Here is a 17,765-nt window from a genome sequence, read left to right as displayed (position 1 = left end):
CCTTTTTTGGTCAATATCTGTCTGTCGTCCACTGCACAATTGCCTGAATCAGACCTTCTAAAGTATATTCCTGGGCTTCCACATCCACTCGCCCCAACAGTTGACGGCAAGTGATGGACGTTTGCGGGCCAATGGAGGCGACACAGACGTTTTCGAGTCGGGATTGGGCAATAGGAAGCCCTGGGGCATCTTCCGGTAGGGATGTTTCTAAGAGTTGAACAAAGTGCTTGACGGTTTTGGAACTGGCAAAGGTGATAATATCTACCCTTTGTTGTTGCAGAGCTGTCTTAGCGGCAGGTGCCATTTGGGCAGGGCACCCTGACTCATAGGCGGCAACTTCTGTGACTTCTGCGCCTTGGGCGGTAATCTGCTTCACCAAAACATCTCTGCCCCCGCTTTCCACACGGGGAAACAAGATGCTTTTACCCTCTAGGGGTTCTGGGAAGTGCTCGACGAGGGAATCTGCCACAAAATTGGGAGGAATAAAGTCAGGTTCCAATCCGTGTGCTTTAAGACTAGCGGCTGTTTTTTTGCCCACCACCGCAATTTGCACCGTACCTAAGGCACGGTTGGTTTTTCCTTGGGCGTGCAGTCGTTCAAAAAAGTACTCAACGCCGTTGCTAGAGGTGAGAATTAACCAATCAAAGTTATAGAGTTGAGCGATCGCATGATCCAACTCCTCCCAACTAGACGGCGGAGTAATCACCAAGGCAGGCATTTCAATCACCTCGGCTCCTTCTTGTTGCAGAAGGTAGCTAAAATGGCTAGATTGTCCCGCTGAACGGGTGACTAAGACGGTTTTACCCGTCAATGGTAACGATGGGGTGAGGGGGGAAGGTTGCACGTTATCGAGTTGAAGGTTAACAGGTTGAAGGTTAACAGGTTGTAAGTTTTCTGGAGAAGGTTCAACGGGCAACGGGTTCACCTCTAGGGCTTGTGAAATTTCAATGTTGAGTTGTTCAATTGTCAAGTCGGGTGACTCTTCAGGGGGCGGATTGTCAACCTTCAATTCGGGTAAAGGTTTAACGTCCCACTGTGCCACATTAAATCCGGGTGACTCTTCAGGGGGCAATGTGTCATCATTCAATTCGGGTGAAGGTTCAACGTTCCACTGTTCCAGGTTTAAGACGGGCAACTCTTCACCGGGCGACGTATCAACCTTCAATTCGGGTAAAGGTTTAACGTCCCACGCTTCCACCCTCAACTCTTCACCAATAACCACTTCCGGAGAAGAGGGCACTTCTGGTTCACTGGGGGATTGCAAATAGTCCCGTAACCCCACCACTTCACCGATGACAATCACCGCTGGGGAGAGAGAGATACCCGTTGTTTGCTTAACGATATCCTTTAAAGTGCCGACCCAAACCTGTTGTTCGGGGCGTCCACAATCACGAATCACGGCGATGGGTGAAGAAGGCGATCGCTTATGGCGTTGCAATTGCTTGACAATTTCCCCCAGATGACGTGTACCCATCAAAATCACCACTGTCTCCAGCCGTGCCAACGCTTCCCAGTCCAACTCTTCTGGTTCATGGGCACTCACCACCGCAAAGCCTCGACTCAATACGGTATCCGTGAGGGGAATTCCAGCGAGTAACGGTGCCGCTAGGGCGGAGGAAATTCCCGGCACCACCTCAAACGGACAGTTAGCTTCCTGCAAGGATAAGATTTCCGAGGTAGCGCGACCAAAAATAAACGGATCGCCACTTTTGAGCCTGACAACCTGTTTGCCTTGCCGACACTGTTCTACCATCAATTGGTTAATCTCGGATTGGGACGGGCTGGGGCGTCCACCCCGTTTCCCCATATCGAACTGAATGCAGTTGGGGGGCACTAACGTCAACAATCGCTCATCGACTAAGGCATCGTAGATGAGTACCTCGGCTTGTTCCAGCAACTGCTGTGCCCGAATTGTGAGATATTCGATATTTCCCGGCCCTGCACCTACCAGGTAAACTTTGCCCATTTGCGGTAAACCTTTCGTGTCGCGTCATACAGACTCAAGCTTTCCTGATTTTACGCCCAACCAGGCTAACACCCGAAGATACAGCATTGAATAATTTATTTCTGGGAAGTCACCAAGAATTCTGAATTGTGAATTATGAATTATGAAATAAGAAAAACAAGAATAATTCAGGTGACCAATGTTCCCACCACTAAAACTTTTTAGCGGTCTACATTTAAGGGAAGTTCAAATCTGATGCGTAAAAGCATGAATGCTTACTTCATAATTCAGCATTCATACTTCATCATTTAATTAAGTTATACGTTCGACCGCAACTTAGGAGCAATTCTATGCCTCTACTTGACCCCAATCGTACTTATACGTTCAGTGAAATTGGCAAACTGAAAGCTCCAGCTGATGAAGTGTTGGCGGAGTATGGCTATTCACTAGATCGCACTCTAATCGATTTACCGCAATATCAGGGTGAGTTAGATCGATTACAGGAACGGCGTGAGCGCATGGAAGAAGTGTTACCTTATATCGATCTTACAAATGAGCAATCACGCCGAGAGATGTTGATTGCACCGCTGATGGAAGATTTAATTCACTACACGCGAGCACAGTTGCGGATTGAGTATGCACTCAAGGTGAGTAATCGGCTTCAAGGTGAGTTGGATTATTTGCTCAGGACAAAGACAAATCTGTTGGTAGTCGAGGCAAAGCACGAGGATTTGACGAATGGTTTCACCCAGATGGCAGTTCAACTCATCGCACTCGATCAGTGGGAAAAATCAACATTGGTGGAGCAACAACCAGACATAGTCGGAGCAGTTTCGACTGGTACAATTTGGCAGTTCGGTGTCCTGCACCGTCAGCACAAATTAGTAACGCAAGAATTGACTCTTTATCGCGTGCCAACCGATTTAGAACCGTTGATGAGGATTCTCGTTGCCGCACTGTGAAAGAAGCACTGATTGCGATCGCTGACCATCGCAACGGTATCTACTTGATTAACATTTCAGCTAACTGCATAGTCGGTAAACTGTCGCATGAAGGGCGAATGAAACCCAAGCACTATATCTTCTTTGGGAACACCGAGGCTGACTAATTCTTGGGCTAGGTCGATTTCGGTCATGTTGTGCTGAATCCAGATCTTGCCATTTTTGATATCAATGTGGATAGTACAGCCATAGATGCGGCGATGCCCGTCCCAACCCATGTTGACAATTTGATAGTGGTCGTTTTCGGTATCACAAACAAATTGCCGCTCGATTGTTTTGTTCAGGGACTTATAGCTGGCATATTCTGTTAGGAGTTGTTTGATATAGCCTCGGTATTGTTCTACTCGATCCATTGCTCGATCGCCTCCAAGTCTGGGTTATAAACTGCAATTTTGAGACGGTAAGCTTGAGTCATTTCTCGCACCGTCTCGCGCCTGAAGAATGTTTCGTAAGTCTCAACTGGAACTCCAAGGTAGAGTTCTCGGTCTGCCTCAACTTTGTTGAGGAGAAAGCGATAGTTGATAAACTGACCAACGGCGAGGTAAAACTCAAACAGCGTAGAAGTTTACTACTGAAAAATATTGACTGGCTTTGTAAACACACTCTAGTTTTGTTCTGCGGAGTGATCGCGTAGATGTTCCTTAATAGAATCACTTATTTTAAGTGTTTCAGCCCATTTCACAACTTTTTCTCTATCCTGTGCTTCTAGATAGATATATAGCCTAAAAATACTTTTAGAGCTTTTGTTAGAGATAACCCGTTTATGCCGTTTCGTAACTAATGTTACTAAATCAAATTTCTGCCCATCTTGTTCAAAAGTTGCCTGAACCTCATCTCCTATTTGCAATCCAGGATCATAATCATAATCAGCAATTTTTACTGAAGAAAAGTCTACTTGTATACCAAGCTCTAATGGAACAATTAGAAGAATATGGCACTGAAACATGATCTCTACTAAAAAATGAAACAGTTGACTAATTTGAGTAAGCGATAAGGGTTAGGGAGACACACACCAAATCATAATAGTGTTGTCATTACTACCGCTGACTAATGTCTGCCCATCTGGACTGAAAGCGACGGAAGAAACTATATCTGAATGCCCTGTGAGCGTACAGATTTCTTCACCTGTATCCAACTGCCAAACAATGATGGTTTTGTCTTTACTGCTACTGGCTAGAATCTGTCCATCTGGACTGAAAGCGACAGAAAGAACCCAATCTGAATGTCCTGTGAGAGTAAAAAGTTCTTCGCCTGTACTCAACCGCCAAAGCTTGATGGTCTTGTCCTCATAACTTCCACCACTAGCTAGGGTTTGCCCATCTGGACTAAAGGCAACGGAATGAACCCAGCCTGAGTGTCCTGTTAAGGTGTGAATTAGTTTACCACTGTCTACACACCAGACTTTAATGGTTTTGTCATCACTACAACTTGCAAGAGTCTGCCCATCCGGGCTGATGGCTACCGAATTAATTGTGCTTGAATGTCCTTTGAGCGTGCTAATTTCTCTGCCTGTGCCTAGCTGCCACAGCTTGATGTTTCTGTCACCACTACCACTAATTAAAGTCTGCCCATCCGGACTAATGGCAACGGACTTAACCAACTGTGAATGCCCGGTAAAAGTACGGATTTGCCTGCCTGTATCTAGCTGCCACAGCTTGATGGTGCTATCCATACTGCCACTAGCTACTGTCTGGCCATCCGGGCTAATGGCAACGGAATGAACTCCTGCAAACCAACCTGAATGTCCTACTAGGGTGTGCAATTCTTCACCCGTACTTAGTCGCCAAACCTTGATGGTTTTGTCATTACTCCCACTTGCAAGAGTCTGCCCGTCTGGGCTGATAGCGACGGATTCAACCCCGCGTGAATGCCCCGTTAGGGTAAGTTCACAACTCCAGTTTCTTGTTCGAGGTTGTGAGGTAGACGCAGGAATCACTGGCAAGTCTGGGGGTGTTGAATCACGCCGCCAAATCATGATTGTCTGATCCTCGGAACCACTGGCTAGACTTTGTCCATCCGTACTAAAAGCGACTGAATAAACAGATTTGGAATGCCCTTTAAAGGTGCGGATTTCCTTGCCAGTTTTGACATCCCAAAGCTTGATAGTTTTGTCTCCACTGCCACTAGCGAGGGTTTTGCCATCAGCATTGAAGGCAACAGAGAAGACAACGTCTGAATGCCCCGTTAGAGTGTGGATTTCCCTACCTGTCCTGACATCCCAAAGCCCAATAGTATTGTCCTCACTGCCACTAGCAAGAGTTTCACCATCTGGACTTAAAGCAACTGCTTTAACTGAGTCTCCATGCCCTCTGAGGGTGCAAAGTTCTTCGCCTGTGCGCCAATCCCAAACCTTGGTAGTTTTGTCGTGACTACCACTAGCGAGAATCTTCCCTTCGGGATCGAAGGCAACAGACTCAACCCCCGATGAATGCCCTGTAAGGGTACGTATCTCTTTTCCCTTCTTGATATCCCAAATCTTTATGGTTTCGTCTGCACTCCCACTGGCAAAAGTCTGTCCATCCGAATTGAAGGTGAGCGATTTAATCGTGTTTGAATGCCCAACAACAGAAGTGCTGAAGATAGCAACAGTCTTAGCCAGGTTTGAATGTCCTAAAGACAAAGCGCCGAAGGTACGGAGTTCATTGCCCGTGCGCCAATCCCAAATCTTGATGGCTTGAAAGCCTCCAGTATCACTAGCTAAGCTTTGTCCATCTGGGCTAAAAGCGACAGAATTAACCCAACTTTGATCCATTGGCTCCTTAATGGTGCGGATTTCATTGCCTACCTTGATATCCCAAATTTTGATGCCGTCCCTCTGGCTGCCACTAGCAAGAGTCTGACCATCGGGATGAAAAGCGACGGATTTAACCCAACTTGAATGCCCTCGGAGAGTGCGTATATATCTCCAAGTCTCGGTTTGAGGCTGTGATACAGATGTGGCAACAACTGGTGTAGCTAGCGATACGCTTTGTGCGATTACATCAAACTCTTGATCCCAAGCGGGAAATTCTTCACCTGTTTGTCGCCCGTAGATCTTTACTTTTTTGACAGACTCAGCTTTCAAGCTCATCACCGCCTTACGGATGAGGGTAACTAGAGCTTGTTGATTTGGCACTTGAGCTGATTCCAACATGATTTGTAAACACCCATTTTTCATGCCAGCTTTCGCAGTAATACCCTTGGGCTGCAACTGGCGGTTCATTAGGGCAGCTATCGCCTTCGGATTTCCCTGCTTAGCAAGTTCCAGAAGATTTGGCTGAGTCATAATGAGTAGCAGTAAGGCTTCTATCAACAAGATAACCTTTGATCGTGTCCAGCAGCGAACCGCCTGTACACTTACACCTCCTCTCCAGCTTCGAGTCAGGATGGGATGGCTTGAACCTCATCTATGAGCTAGAACCCGCTGACGAAATGGCTGAAACTCACCTCCGTCAGCACTTTATTCTGATTGCTCTGGATGATTTTCGTGCCACCTATCTACTTGATGGACGTTGGAAACAGGTAGATTACGCTCAGGGGGAGATTGCCATTATCCCCGCTACCCAATCCCTACCCAAGACACAAGTCGATCGCGAAGTGCCATTACTCGAACTGTTTCTCGAACCTACCACACTTACCCGTGCGGCTTGTGAATCGGTGAATCCAGATAAAGTCGAGTTAGTACCGCAATGGCAGATACACGATCCCTTAATTCAGCACATGGGATTGGCACTGAAGGCGGAGTTAGAAGCTGGGGGTACCGACAGTCGGCTTTACGCGGAGTCTATGGCAACAGCACTATCGGCGCATTTACTCAGGCGATACTGTTCCCACCCACAGAAGATTAAAGACTATACAGGTGGATTGCCCAACTATAAGCTAAGGCAAGCGGTAAGCTACATCAACGAGCATTTAGACCAAAATTTGACGCTGGCTGAAATTGCTGCTGCCGTGCGGATGAGTCCGAATTACTTTGCCAGTTTATTCAAACAATCTACAGGATTTACACCGCATCAGTACGTGATGAAATGCCGGATTGAGAAAGCCAAGCAGTTGCTGCGCCATCAAGAATTAGCGCTTGTGGAAATCTGTCAGGAAGTGGGTTTTGCGAGTCAAAGTCATTTCACGAGGGTGTTTCGCCAACATACTAAAACGACACCTAAAGCATACAGAAAAGCTCTGTGAATTCTGAAGATTAGGACATTTTTCGGGAGATTAGGCAAGACAAGATTAGGGAGCGATCGCTAAATTAAGTACCTATCAATCAGATCTTGTAGCCAATCGTTTTTACCCCACCCCAGCCCTCCCCTTGCTAAGGGGAGGGAGCTAAGTTCCCCTAATAATAAAAGTTCTTCCTAATATTCCCCCCTTATTAAGCCGGAGCTTTAGTGAGGAGGTTAGGGGGGTCAAAGAGGTGGCGCAAGATTTTGAACACCAGCAATATTCAAGGAATTCCCAAGCATGAGAGGTACAAAATTCCCATTACAAGGATGGCGCATCGTTGGTTTTTCAGCGCTGACAGTCGGCACTATGGTTGCCATAATTTGGCTGTTTCATGGCATTGATGAACAAGGAATGCGGATGGCAATTCGAGCAACGGCTCGTACATCAACCATCCTATTTCTCGGTGCATTTGTTGCTTCCTCGCTGCACAAACTTTGGTCAACTCCACTCTCAGCATGGCTCCTGAAAAATCGCCGTTATCTGGGAATATCAATGGCAGTGTCCCATACTTATCATGCGATCGCTCTTTCCGGTTTATGGTTCGTCACGGCTGGCGCTGCTCCATCCTCCAACCCATTGGGACTATTTGGCTACGTCTTGCTGTTTGCCATGACTGTAACCTCCTTCAATCGCCCAGCCGCTTGGTTAGGTAAACGCGGGTGGAAGATTTTACACAGTACTGGAATGCACTTTTTCTGGTTAGGGTTTCTGTTTGAATACAGCTTTAAGCTGCCCAATTCAATGCTGAGCTATTCTCCCTTGGTCATCTTGTTAGTTTTAGCAATGATGCTTCGCTTAGTGGCATCGAGAAAGCAGAAGGAGTTAGTTGCTTAAATTCTCAAGGGCTTCAGCTACTGATAGACTACATCACTGGTAAGGCACGATATTATCGTGCCCCTACAAACAACCGGGATTGAAGTCAAGAGTGAAAGGCGATGAGATGTTAAAACGGCTTTCCACTGGATAAAGTAGAAATGATTTGCATCCTTCCTTCTTCATCCTTCAGCCTTTATAATAAACAGGCGGCGGGAAAGATTAAATATTCTAGGAAGAAGAGTTTCCAGATAAATTGATAAAACTGTGCGATCGCGATTTTATCTTGCAAGTCTACATTCCGACTCCGCCACCACAAGATACCCAACAATACTAGATGACTAACACCCAAAACAATTGGATTAACAGAAGCCGATAGCCAAAATATTCCGGCAATGAGCATCCCTAGATAACATACGGTTATTACCCAACGAGCCAAATTAAACACTGCTTGTTGACCCAGTTTGATCGTAAATGTAGTGATGTTGTACTGCTTGTCACCTTCTATATCGGGAATATCTTTGAAAATCGCGATCGCAAAGGTAAATACCACAATAAATAAGGTTAGCACCCACACGGGTGCAGTGGGAAACAGAACAGTCCCTAATAAACAATTGCTAAAGTGCAAAAACAGCCCTAAATTAACAATAGCTCCCCTAACTGAAAAAATACATAATGCTGCCCAAAAGGGAAATCGCTTCAATCGGATTGGTGGGAGCGAATACGCTGTTCCAATGGCTAAACTAATACTCACCATCAAGAACAACCATGTCCCTAGTAAACCTGCTAATAGTAATGCGAGGATACCCGTTACAGCGACAATAATTTGAGCTTGTCGCCGCGAAAATTCACCGGCAGCAACTGGAAGATGGGGTTTATTAATTTGGTCAATTTCTACATCTTCTAGTTGATTGAGTCCAACAATGTAGACATTACCGCACAAACAGGACAGCAACGCTCCCAGCAGTTGCTCTATACTTTCCAATGTGACTTGGCTATTAGTGGTTGTCACAGTAATCAGATACAACGCCAAAACACTCAGGCTGGTGCCAATAATCGTGTGAGGGCGCGAGAATTTCCAAAAGGCGTAGAGCCATTGACTGGGTTGTTCAAACAGTTTAATGGGAGAATGGGTAGATGTTGGAGAAGAAATTTGGCTCATTATGAAAGATAAAAGGCTATCAACCAGAAATATCTTACCGTGATACAGCCATCAATATGAGTAAGGATTTAGACGGGTTATCACAGCCTCTTAATGCCTTATTGTCTATCAATCTTTACTTGCCAGGTGTCTAAGGTTGTGCCTAGAGTCTGATCTAATCGGGTTAAAGCATTAAGGTAGTTAATAATTGCATTAAGTTCTACATTTCTGGCTTGGACTAAATCATCCTGAAGTCGGATTAACTCAAAAACGGTAATATCTCTCCCTAATCTTTGTTTTTCTCGTGCAATTTCTAGTTGCTTTTCCGAGGACTCTGTGACTTTTTTAGCCAGTTCTACCTGAGCGAAACTCAGATTAACATTTCTAATCCTATCTATTAACTGAATATCTAAACTCTCACGTTGCTCCGTGAGAGTATTTTCGGCTTGGATTTGGTTGACTAAACGGCGTTGAAAATCTCGTTCTACTGTTAAATCACCAATTTGACGGCTCAACCCTAATCCGATTCGGACATCGCTGGTGTTGTTAGAAGCATAACCGTAACTGGTATTCAGGTTTAAATCCCAAAGTCGGTTATTCTCCGCTTGCAATAAGGCCAATTTAGTTCTTTCTAAATCTAACTGTGCCTTCAAATAATCCGGTTGATTTTCAAACGCTAATTGCCTGAGATTGTCTGAATTGAGAGAAACGGCAGGTGCAATCAAGGAGTCAGTAGCTACAATGACAGCCGTTGGCTCAATATCAACAATATTCACTAGGCGTAATCTAGCGGCTTCAAGGTTGTTTTCAGCTTCTATCAAACTGACTTGTCTCCTCGCCACCTCAGTTTCACTTTGAACAATATCAACGGGGGCGAGTCTACCGGACTCAATTAAAATTCGGTTATTAGCTAATGATTCTTCTGCTCTTTGTAGGGAAATTTGAGCAATTTTTAGCTGTTCCTGTGCCCGAATTAATTCACGATAAGCGAGGATGGCTTCTGTAATCGTGTTACTTAGGGTAGATTTTAAATCCAAGATATTAACCTGTTCCGTCAATCGAGCAATATCAACCGAAGCTCTATTTACGTTCACTCCAAAACCCCTTAATAAAGGTTGGTTAAAACTGAGCTGTAGATTTTGACTGAAAGGGTCATCATTGATATCAAGATTCAGGCCATTTTGAGATACCGTCTGACCATTGGTTGCCCAACGAAAACTCAGCTCTCCTCCTGTCGGAACTTTTACAGAAACCGTTGCCCCGATTCCTAAGTCTGCATCGGTTGTCCTGCGATTTGTGCCTAATTGTGCAATAGATATGGACACGGTAGGAGTGAAATCAGGAGAAAATTTATCTTCTGCTACAGCTAGTTCTTGTTTTTGGGCAATTCGTTCGAGGTAGGCATTTTTAATCGGTCGATTGTTCTCTAAAGCCAGAATGACAACATCCGAAAGAGTGAGTTTAATGGCACGCGATTTCGCTACAGGTTTGGGTTGATTTTCGGTTAATGGGTTGTCAGCAATGGGCTGGGTTTGTTGTGTTTTCTGGGTTTGAATGGGAGCGATTTCCTGGTGTTGGGTGGGGAGGTTTTGTAACATCTGAACTGAGTTCAACCCCGTCTCTTGGCTCAGAAATGGGTAGACTGCCAAAGGGGCGTTCTCGGCATTTGATACCCAGTGGCATTCCAAGAGGCAAGTTAAATGACTCCCCTCTCCTTGTAGCCGAAGCTTTAGTGAGGATGAGGAAGGGGTTGGGGGTGAGGTTCTGGTTAGCGGTTTGAACGCAACTGGGTATGAGGCGGGATGCTGCGCTGGTGTTTCTTCAGCAATCGGTGGATGGGTTGGCTTCAGCCTAGGGGTGAAAGGCTGTGACAAAGTTGGCTCAAGGATGGGTGATTTGAGGGCTATTTTGTCGTTGACAGAAGCTTTGGGTGCTGGCTGAGGTTTAAACGCGAGGGTGAATGTCCAAGCGGTGCCGACAACGGCGATGAGCATACCGAGGACTGTGGAAATAAAAATGCTGATGCGGGGAAAAGGCAGATAATCTCGTGGGTTGGGACGTTTAGAGGCTGGGTTGAGGGATTTTGGCATAAGACAGTGCTTTCAGTAGATGAATCTGATTGGCAAGCCTACATCAAAGCGATGCTGCATTGAGTAGTGCTGCGTTTCAGAATCCCAACATCGAGATCTGATGAAGCTCATTCACTCCGTAGCGCTTTCACCGGATCGATTTGGCTAGCGCGAATAGCAGGGAGAAAACCAGCACCCACACCGACGAGTAAGGCTGAACTTAAGGATAAAACGGCGATATTACTCTTGAATGTATAGGGTAATTTGAACGTATTTGCCACCACTACTGTTAATCCATGTACAGTAGCGATCGCGCCAATGCCTCCAACTAGGCTTAACAGTGCGGCTTCTAGAATGAATTGCAGTAAAATATCTCTCCGGGTTGCCCCAATTGCTCGTCTTAATCCAATTTCTGGGGTACGTTCCATCACGGCGGCGATCGTAATATTAGCAATGCCTACTCCACCAATCAGCAATGAGATGATGCCCACAGCCGTGAGTCCTCGTGTGGCGAGTTCAAAGGTTTCTCGTTGTTGGAGAATATCGTCAACATTATTCCAGGAAGAAAAATCCGAGTCAGGAAACTGTTGCTCAAAGATGGCCTTAGCTTGAGCTTCTATTTTTTTCATATCTTTGAGGTTTTGGGGTCGTAGCCAGAGAGAATTAATCCGCTGTTTCCCCGTGATAGAACTGTAGGTTGACATCGGCATCAATAACCCACCTTTTGGTTCATCTTCCTCAGAATTACGTTTAGTTTCTATCACGCCAATCACGAGAAATGGGTTTTGTCCGGTGAAGATGAGTTGACCCCTGGGATCTTGGTCTGGAAACAGTTGTTGGGCTAAAATTTCATCAATCAGAACAACAGGTCGATAGTTAACAAAATCAGCCTTTGTAAAAGAGCGACCGACCAATACTCGCCGCCCCGAAGTCAGCAAATAGTCTGGGGAAATTGCCAGAATATCTGGCTCTGCTTCTCGACCCTGAAATACGGTTGGACTCCCCAATTCCCAAACGAAATTAACCGCACTGATGGATTGCAAACCTTTGAGTTGTTGTCGGAAAAATTCCATATCTTCTAGTTTTGCCTCCCTACCTTTAATTCTCCACAGCCCAACAGTAAGATGAGGCGCTTCTCGCTTTGACAATTCCTTTTCAATCACTGCCCGACTGATAGTGCCAACCTGAAGTGTGGCACTGACTGACGCTACACCCATGAATACTCCAAGAGTAGTTAAGGCAGAACGCAAGGGGTTGCCGCGCAGGGAATTAAAGGTGAGGGCGAGAAGATCGAGGGAGGAGAGACTCATGAGGTATGGGGAAGATTATCTTTTTTACTTTACAAAGTTCTATTTTCAGTCCTAAATAATTATTTATATTTATCATTGATTCAACTCCCTTTCTCTCCTGGAGCGCCTTCTGTGTCTCTGTTGTTCCTGAAAAACAGCTAATCTTACCTTATGGTTTAGGATTGTTATACACAAGTGCAAAATCCTCATGACGGTGTGTACAAAGGGAAAACATTTTAGGACTGAACAGGACTAATATTAGAACTAGGAGTAGGAAAACTCGTTTGAGGAACAACAGGTATTCCCGGTTTGAGGGGAGTTTCAGGTGGGGGCAGTATGACGTGTTCATCGGGACGTAAGCCGGATCTAACTTCTACATGAGTTGCTCCTTCTAGCCCTAACGTGATCGGTCGTTTTTGAGCCTTACCATAATCGTCTCGAATCCAAACAAACGGTTTTGATTCAGAACGTTCAATGGCAGATGGATCTAACGTTAATACGTTCTGTCGTTGTTCTTGAATAATCTCAACACTGACTTGGCTTCCTGGAATTAAAGTACCCGTGGGTTCGTCAAGCTGAACGATCGCAGGGACTTTGGCTTGGGCTGATTGGCTTCGGGATGAGCCTGGGTTGTCGTCTGGTGCGATCGCTTGAGGATACAAGCTCTTGACTTGTCCCTGATAAGATTTAGCATCGGGTCCAATCACCTTAATCCGGGCTTTTTGTTTGACTCGGACTTTAGTCGCGTTCAGCGTGGATAGCTGAAGGTTCACCAATTCTTGTGCCGGGTTGCCTAGAGTCAACAACACATCACCGGGTTTGACTCCATCTCCATCCTTGGCTTGGACATCCAAAACCTTACCCGCAATGGGAGCCGTGACAATATTATTTTGTAGTTGCTCCTGAATACTCTCTCGCTCTACTTGAAGGCGCTGGAGTTCGCTGCTATCGGTGTTAACGGAGGAGCGAGCTTCTTGCAATTCAGATTGCGCCTCGATCACCTGGTCTTGGAGTTGAGAGGGACGTTGTTTCTCGGCTTGCAGGCGCTGAAGTTCGAGAATCTCTGCGTTAACAACGCTTTGAGCATCCCGCACGGCAAACTCAGCATTGCGGATTTGTTCTTTTTGTTCTTGCAGTTCATTAGCCGGAATGAAGCCTTTTTGATCCAGAATTTCTAATTGCTGAAGTTTCTGTTGAGCGGTGGCTAACTTTTCTTTGGCTTCTTCCACCTTCTGGCGGCTGCGTTCCAGGATGAGTTCTTGTTTACGAATCAAAAATTGTTGGTTGAGCGGCTCTTTGAGTTCCTTTTGGGCGGCTGCCAGCTTTTCTTTCGCCTCTTCCACCTTCTGGCGGCTGCGGGTGAGCTTGAGTTGTTGTTTGCGAATCTCTAGCTGCTGGTTTTCCAGGTTTGTTTGTCGCTGTGGATTGCGGAGGACGAGCAGTTTCTGACCAACACGAACGCGATCGCCAACCTTAACCAGGACTCGATCCACCGTGACTTCTCCAGGAGATTTTAGCTGTTGTTGACCTCCCAGTTCAACAGTACCACTCTCATTGATCACGAGTTCTACATTGCCTCGTTTGACTGTGAGCAAACGCACCGCAAGCGGTTGAGCCGCTTGATTAAATGTTTGACTATAGATTAGCCAACCCCCAGTGCTAACGACAGCTAACACTCCGGATAAGGCGACGAACCGAACGCCGGATTTGAATTGCTTGATTTGCCGAAGATCCATCATCAACACTTGATCCCCTCAATTTGCTGTAAAGGTCAGCCTGTTTCGAGGAAGTCTTGGACACAGTGCTGGCAAGTTAAATGGTCTTCCTTCCGTGTTTTGCATTGTATATGGCAGGGTGACGCACCAACTTCAAAATGCTATTCGTTTCCACTCGGTTCGGCAAGCCACCCAAAGTCATAGACAAATGGATCATAAATTAGGCACAAGTCATGGCAGCACCCCAGATGTGTTTGGGTATTGGGTGGCTTATAGGATGAGATACCAACGGAAAACCCATCAGCCTGAAAAGCTTACTCGTTGGGACAAGTGAGTGAAAAGACTCCTAATTGGAGCCAGAGTGCCGTTTCAGTTGTAGTTAATTTGAGCCAAAAATTAACTTGATTGTGAACCGGACTATTGGTGACAATAGGTCTATTGAAGTATTCGCCTCCGGCTCTCAATCTATGGTTTTCATCTGGGGTTAAGGGATAGGCTTTGGCACAGATTTTATGGGAGAGCAATCAGTGCAGTTTGCTATCAGCTTTTGTAAATTATCTTGTTGAGGGTTACGACTATGGACAGTACATCATCTTCCACACCCCATTCCGCTAGTTCATCTGTTCCATCATCGACGAATATACCTGAGGTAAAACTAGGCGCATCGACGTTTACAACCACCAGAGTCGGATCATTTGCCTTGTTTTGTGTGCAACATCCAGATTTATTTCGGTTTGTTGTGCAGGTGGCTTTTAGTGCGATCGTCTTAAGTTTTTGTATCAATCAGCTTGCTGTAGGTGCAAAGGATGGCAAAAACGATGCAATCTATTGGGGCGGTGTAACATCCATACTGGCGTGGTGGATGCCCTCTCCAGGTGGTAGAAATCCCCAGAATCAGGCGAATATTGCAGGTAATCTGACAGTTGAAACGTCCTCTTCAGGGGATACTCCACCATCAACAACAGGTAATGATAAGCTGTGACGCATTTAATTTAGCTGCTGCGATCGCCCTTTCCACCGTTGACTAAACTAGATTCAGCAATAATTGAATGAAACGGCCATGTCCCTCACCCAAGACTTAGAAATCTCCCAAGACATCCCCGAAGATGTTATCTTTCCCCCTAGCGATTTATATAGTGACGAGCCGCAATTGGAAAGTTATTTTCATTTACAACAAATGCTGCTGCTGCTCAAATGCCTGGATTGGTGGTGGCGCGATTGCAATGACTTTTTTTCGGCTGGTAATCTCACCATCTATTACAGTCCACGTCAGCGCAAATCAGAAGACTTCCGAGGGCCGGATTTTTTCGTGGTACTAGGAACTGAACGCAAACCCCGTAAAAGCTGGGTGGTCTGGCATGAAGATGGGAAATACCCCAATATTATTGTAGAAATCCTCTCCTCTTCAACAGCCGCCACCGATAGAGGATTGAAAAAGCAAATATATCAAGATACATTTCGCACACCGGATTACTTTTGGTTTGACCCGGACAGCTTAGAATTTGAGGGATTCCATTTATTAGATGGTGAATACCAATCGCTAGAACCTAATTCTCAAGGATTGTTGTGGAGTCAACAACTACAGTTATATTTGGGAATTCATCAAAGACAATTACGCTTTTTCACCGCAGAAGGTGAGCTAGTTCCCACACCGGAAGAAGTAGCCGAACAAGAAATACAACGGGCTGAACAGGCAACACAACGAGCTGAACAGGAAACACAACGAGCTGAACAGGAAACACAACGGGCTGAACAGGAAACACAACGGGCTGAGCGATTAGCCGCGAAACTACGGGAGTTGAATATCGACCCAGATACCCTTTAACCCACATTCCGCCCTTTGACTGTCACAAGCGGATAATTGTGTGGAACTGAAGGCTAACACAGGCCAGTTCAATCGAGTGAAACGTTCTAGAGATGAGAGATGCTAACTTTTTTCGGGTGCTTGTTCTCAAAAAGCAGCAAGTAGCAATAAAAAGTCAAGTAACTGGCAACATAAAGTGAACTGTTTCCTATCAGGAAAAGCCTGATGCGTTAACTAAAAAGCTCGTCTACGCATCACTTTGCTGAAATAATTGTTGAAGTATTTCAATGACTTGAAGAACTCAGCACAATAGATAGTAGTCCCGGCAAGCTTGAGAGAAAAAGCGCAAAATCTTTAAGCGTTCATCGGTAAGATTGGCAATTTGCTCAACCCCATCAATCACTAACAAATGCACCGCTTGGAAACACTGAAATATCCAGCGGAGGGTGGGACGCTGAGTCGGCTTTTTTAATTGATTAGGGAGGCTTTCATCAGCTTGAACTAAGGCTTGACGTAAAGCTGCCTGTCCCAAGTTGTAGACCAACAGACACAATCCCATAACCATCCCTACAGCAGCAATGCGACCTGGGTCTTTCAGGAAAACACTATCAGCAAAAAACAGAGGGTCTTTGAGAAAGCTAAAGCCCCGTTCCGTACTCTGCTGCTCTTTGTACTCACTCAGGACTGCATCATTATTCAATTGTTCCTTGTCTAGGACATTGGTGGCGAGAATGAATCGTCCCGCTTGCTGTCTTTGTTGTTCTAGGACAGTTTCATTGACTACCAATGTGGCTTGAATGTGATAGGTTTTGTGAGTGGGTCGAGTTTGCTTTGCTGGTCTTCCCGGTTGGGAGTAATGGTCTTGCTCAATGATTTCTACTGCTTCTAGGGTGTGATATTTCAACTGCTTCATCCGCTTGAGGTTGTCGGCAGTGTACAAAGCACTATCTGCTATGTGTATTCCCTCAAAAGTCCACTGTTTCTGAAACTCCTCAAACAGATGGGCAAACTTTGTCTTGTCGTCTTGATTGCCATCTGCCATCTCTAAAAATAACGGTATACCACCCTCTCCACCACATATCAGATTCATCACGAATTGTTTGAGGTCACTTCTATGGTCACGAGAATATCCATACGTTAGGTGAATCGCTTTCGGCGCTACCTCAATTTCTACTCTTGTGCCATCTTCTGTCTTTTGAGTGACTACCACTTCGTCATTGGCTGTTTCATACTCGCCATGCAGATGAAATGAGGTCGAGTCTAAGTGCGCTGTCTCAATACTCACTCCAAACTTGGCGATAGCTTTCATGGCAATGCTGACGAAGCAACGGGTTAGTCCTGCCAGGAACAGTTCATCAAGCACTCGTCCCAGGCGGTCATCATTGAGATGTTCTGGCTTGACTCCGGTTCCAATCAGGTGTTCTGTAGCTTTCCCTTCAAAAAATCGACTAAATAAGTACAGTGGGGCTGACACAAAGCCCAGTCCGTTGAGAATCATTGCTTTGACCACAAGACCTGCACTGACTTTTCCTCGGCTGTCTTGCCCCAACCGCAGGTCTATTTGTTCCACCAGCCCGATTTCGTCAATAATACCTGCCACCAGACCCAAGTGGTCGAGGTTCATTACCTGCATTTCTGCTGCTTTCACACCCCCTCCCCAAGACTTAGCCCTTCCACTCCCGTTCAATTATCCTGTTTCGGCCAAAAAGCTGGCTAGGCTATCTTTAACTCCACTTACGTTGCGTTTGCCTCGATTGCCTCCACTAAATTATCTACTTGTGACAG

General features: G+C 45.7%; 15 protein-coding genes. 5 read left to right on the top strand and 10 right to left on the bottom strand.

From position 1 onward, the window contains the following. Nucleotides 1-10 precede the first annotated feature (10 nt). Nucleotides 11-1,966: a uroporphyrinogen-III C-methyltransferase gene (cobA, locus tag MIC7113_RS07635; protein WP_015181600.1), complete on the bottom strand. Its 1,956-nt coding sequence runs from the start codon at nt 1,964-1,966 to the stop codon at nt 11-13. A 329-nt stretch (nt 1,967-2,295) separates the two neighbouring features. Here cobA and MIC7113_RS07630 point away from each other — a divergent pair, with 329 nt between their 5' ends. Then, complete coding sequence (locus MIC7113_RS07630) at nt 2,296-2,907, top strand: hypothetical protein (protein ID WP_015181599.1); 612 nt, start codon at nt 2,296-2,298, stop codon at nt 2,905-2,907. 56 nt (nt 2,908-2,963) lie between these two features. On the opposite strand, the gene MIC7113_RS07625 is transcribed toward MIC7113_RS07630, so the two are convergent. Genes MIC7113_RS07625 through MIC7113_RS07615 form a run of 4 tightly spaced genes read right to left on the bottom strand, consistent with a single transcriptional unit; the run spans nt 2,964 to nt 6,211 of the window. Next, nucleotides 2,964-3,299, bottom strand: a complete 336-nt coding sequence (locus MIC7113_RS07625) for a XisI protein (RefSeq protein ID WP_015181598.1) — start codon at nt 3,297-3,299, stop codon at nt 2,964-2,966. Next, entirely contained in the window at nt 3,287-3,502 is a 216-nt protein-coding gene (locus tag MIC7113_RS39185) for an element excision factor XisH family protein (protein ID WP_081594639.1), read from the bottom strand. Before MIC7113_RS39185 ends, MIC7113_RS07625 begins: the two co-directional genes overlap by 13 nt. Nucleotides 3,503-3,550: 48 nt before the next feature. Next, nucleotides 3,551-3,892 carry a hypothetical protein gene (locus MIC7113_RS07620; protein WP_015181597.1) on the bottom strand — a complete coding sequence of 114 codons (342 nt, stop codon included), beginning with the start codon at nt 3,890-3,892 and terminating at the stop codon, nt 3,551-3,553. A gap of 51 nt (nt 3,893-3,943) precedes the next feature. Continuing rightward, nucleotides 3,944-6,211, bottom strand: a complete 2,268-nt coding sequence (locus tag MIC7113_RS07615) for a WD40 repeat domain-containing protein (protein ID WP_015181596.1) — start codon at nt 6,209-6,211, stop codon at nt 3,944-3,946. A gap of 44 nt (nt 6,212-6,255) precedes the next feature. On the opposite strand from MIC7113_RS07615, the gene MIC7113_RS07610 reads away from it, so the two are divergent. Both MIC7113_RS07610 and MIC7113_RS07605 read left to right on the top strand, forming a co-directional pair. Continuing rightward, a complete protein-coding gene (locus MIC7113_RS07610; RefSeq protein ID WP_015181595.1) occupies nt 6,256-7,110 on the top strand; it encodes an AraC family transcriptional regulator in 855 nt (284 codons plus the stop codon). Between the two features lie 276 nt (nt 7,111-7,386). After that, nucleotides 7,387-7,983 carry a hypothetical protein gene (locus MIC7113_RS07605; protein WP_015181594.1) on the top strand — a complete coding sequence of 199 codons (597 nt, stop codon included), beginning with the start codon at nt 7,387-7,389 and terminating at the stop codon, nt 7,981-7,983. Between the two features lie 175 nt (nt 7,984-8,158). On the opposite strand, the gene MIC7113_RS07600 is transcribed toward MIC7113_RS07605, so the two are convergent. From MIC7113_RS07600 to MIC7113_RS07585, 4 genes are all read right to left on the bottom strand, one after another. Continuing rightward, on the bottom strand, nt 8,159-9,124 hold the full coding sequence (locus MIC7113_RS07600) for a homogentisate phytyltransferase (RefSeq protein WP_015181593.1): 966 nt from the start codon (nt 9,122-9,124) through the stop codon (nt 8,159-8,161). A 98-nt stretch (nt 9,125-9,222) separates the two neighbouring features. After that, nucleotides 9,223-11,193, bottom strand: a complete 1,971-nt coding sequence (locus MIC7113_RS07595) for a TolC family protein (protein ID WP_015181592.1) — start codon at nt 11,191-11,193, stop codon at nt 9,223-9,225. A gap of 107 nt (nt 11,194-11,300) precedes the next feature. Further along, complete coding sequence (locus MIC7113_RS07590) at nt 11,301-12,482, bottom strand: ABC transporter permease (protein ID WP_015181591.1); 1,182 nt, start codon at nt 12,480-12,482, stop codon at nt 11,301-11,303. Nucleotides 12,483-12,697: 215 nt separating this feature from the next. After that, nucleotides 12,698-14,200, bottom strand: coding sequence for an efflux RND transporter periplasmic adaptor subunit (locus tag MIC7113_RS07585; RefSeq protein WP_015181590.1), 1,503 nt, complete (start codon nt 14,198-14,200; stop codon nt 12,698-12,700). 553 nt (nt 14,201-14,753) lie between these two features. On the opposite strand from MIC7113_RS07585, the gene MIC7113_RS07575 reads away from it, so the two are divergent. Beyond that, nucleotides 14,754-15,158: a hypothetical protein gene (locus MIC7113_RS07575; protein ID WP_015181589.1), complete on the top strand. Its 405-nt coding sequence runs from the start codon at nt 14,754-14,756 to the stop codon at nt 15,156-15,158. A gap of 78 nt (nt 15,159-15,236) precedes the next feature. Continuing rightward, complete coding sequence (locus MIC7113_RS07570) at nt 15,237-16,001, top strand: Uma2 family endonuclease (protein ID WP_015181588.1); 765 nt, start codon at nt 15,237-15,239, stop codon at nt 15,999-16,001. Between the two features lie 280 nt (nt 16,002-16,281). On the opposite strand, the gene MIC7113_RS07565 is transcribed toward MIC7113_RS07570, so the two are convergent. Next, entirely contained in the window at nt 16,282-17,613 is a 1,332-nt protein-coding gene (locus MIC7113_RS07565; RefSeq protein ID WP_015181587.1) for an IS1634 family transposase, read from the bottom strand. Nucleotides 17,614-17,765 lie beyond the last annotated feature (152 nt).

The sequence above is a fragment of the Allocoleopsis franciscana PCC 7113 genome, from assembly GCF_000317515.1.
GTDB lineage: Bacteria > Cyanobacteriota > Cyanobacteriia > Cyanobacteriales > Coleofasciculaceae > Allocoleopsis > Allocoleopsis franciscana.
This window is presented reverse-complemented; position numbering and strand designations above follow the sequence as displayed.

What these genes read in the sequence shown, in the direction of transcription:
- cobA (WP_015181600.1), bottom strand. Translation starts at nt 1,966, where the DNA reads ATGGGCAAAGTTTACCTGGTAGGTGCAGGGCCGGGAAATATCGAATAT.
- MIC7113_RS07630 (WP_015181599.1), top strand. Translation starts at nt 2,296, where the DNA reads ATGCCTCTACTTGACCCCAATCGTACTTATACGTTCAGTGAAATTGGC.
- MIC7113_RS07625 (WP_015181598.1), bottom strand. Translation starts at nt 3,299, where the DNA reads ATGGATCGAGTAGAACAATACCGAGGCTATATCAAACAACTCCTAACA.
- MIC7113_RS07620 (WP_015181597.1), bottom strand. Translation starts at nt 3,892, where the DNA reads ATGTTTCAGTGCCATATTCTTCTAATTGTTCCATTAGAGCTTGGTATA.
- MIC7113_RS07615 (WP_015181596.1), bottom strand. Translation starts at nt 6,211, where the DNA reads ATGACTCAGCCAAATCTTCTGGAACTTGCTAAGCAGGGAAATCCGAAG.
- MIC7113_RS07605 (WP_015181594.1), top strand. Translation starts at nt 7,387, where the DNA reads ATGAGAGGTACAAAATTCCCATTACAAGGATGGCGCATCGTTGGTTTT.
- MIC7113_RS07600 (WP_015181593.1), bottom strand. Translation starts at nt 9,124, where the DNA reads ATGAGCCAAATTTCTTCTCCAACATCTACCCATTCTCCCATTAAACTG.
- MIC7113_RS07595 (WP_015181592.1), bottom strand. Translation starts at nt 11,193, where the DNA reads ATGCCAAAATCCCTCAACCCAGCCTCTAAACGTCCCAACCCACGAGAT.
- MIC7113_RS07590 (WP_015181591.1), bottom strand. Translation starts at nt 12,482, where the DNA reads ATGAGTCTCTCCTCCCTCGATCTTCTCGCCCTCACCTTTAATTCCCTG.
- MIC7113_RS07585 (WP_015181590.1), bottom strand. Translation starts at nt 14,200, where the DNA reads ATGATGGATCTTCGGCAAATCAAGCAATTCAAATCCGGCGTTCGGTTC.
- MIC7113_RS07575 (WP_015181589.1), top strand. Translation starts at nt 14,754, where the DNA reads ATGGACAGTACATCATCTTCCACACCCCATTCCGCTAGTTCATCTGTT.
- MIC7113_RS07570 (WP_015181588.1), top strand. Translation starts at nt 15,237, where the DNA reads ATGTCCCTCACCCAAGACTTAGAAATCTCCCAAGACATCCCCGAAGAT.
- MIC7113_RS07565 (WP_015181587.1), bottom strand. Translation starts at nt 17,613, where the DNA reads ATGCAGGTAATGAACCTCGACCACTTGGGTCTGGTGGCAGGTATTATT.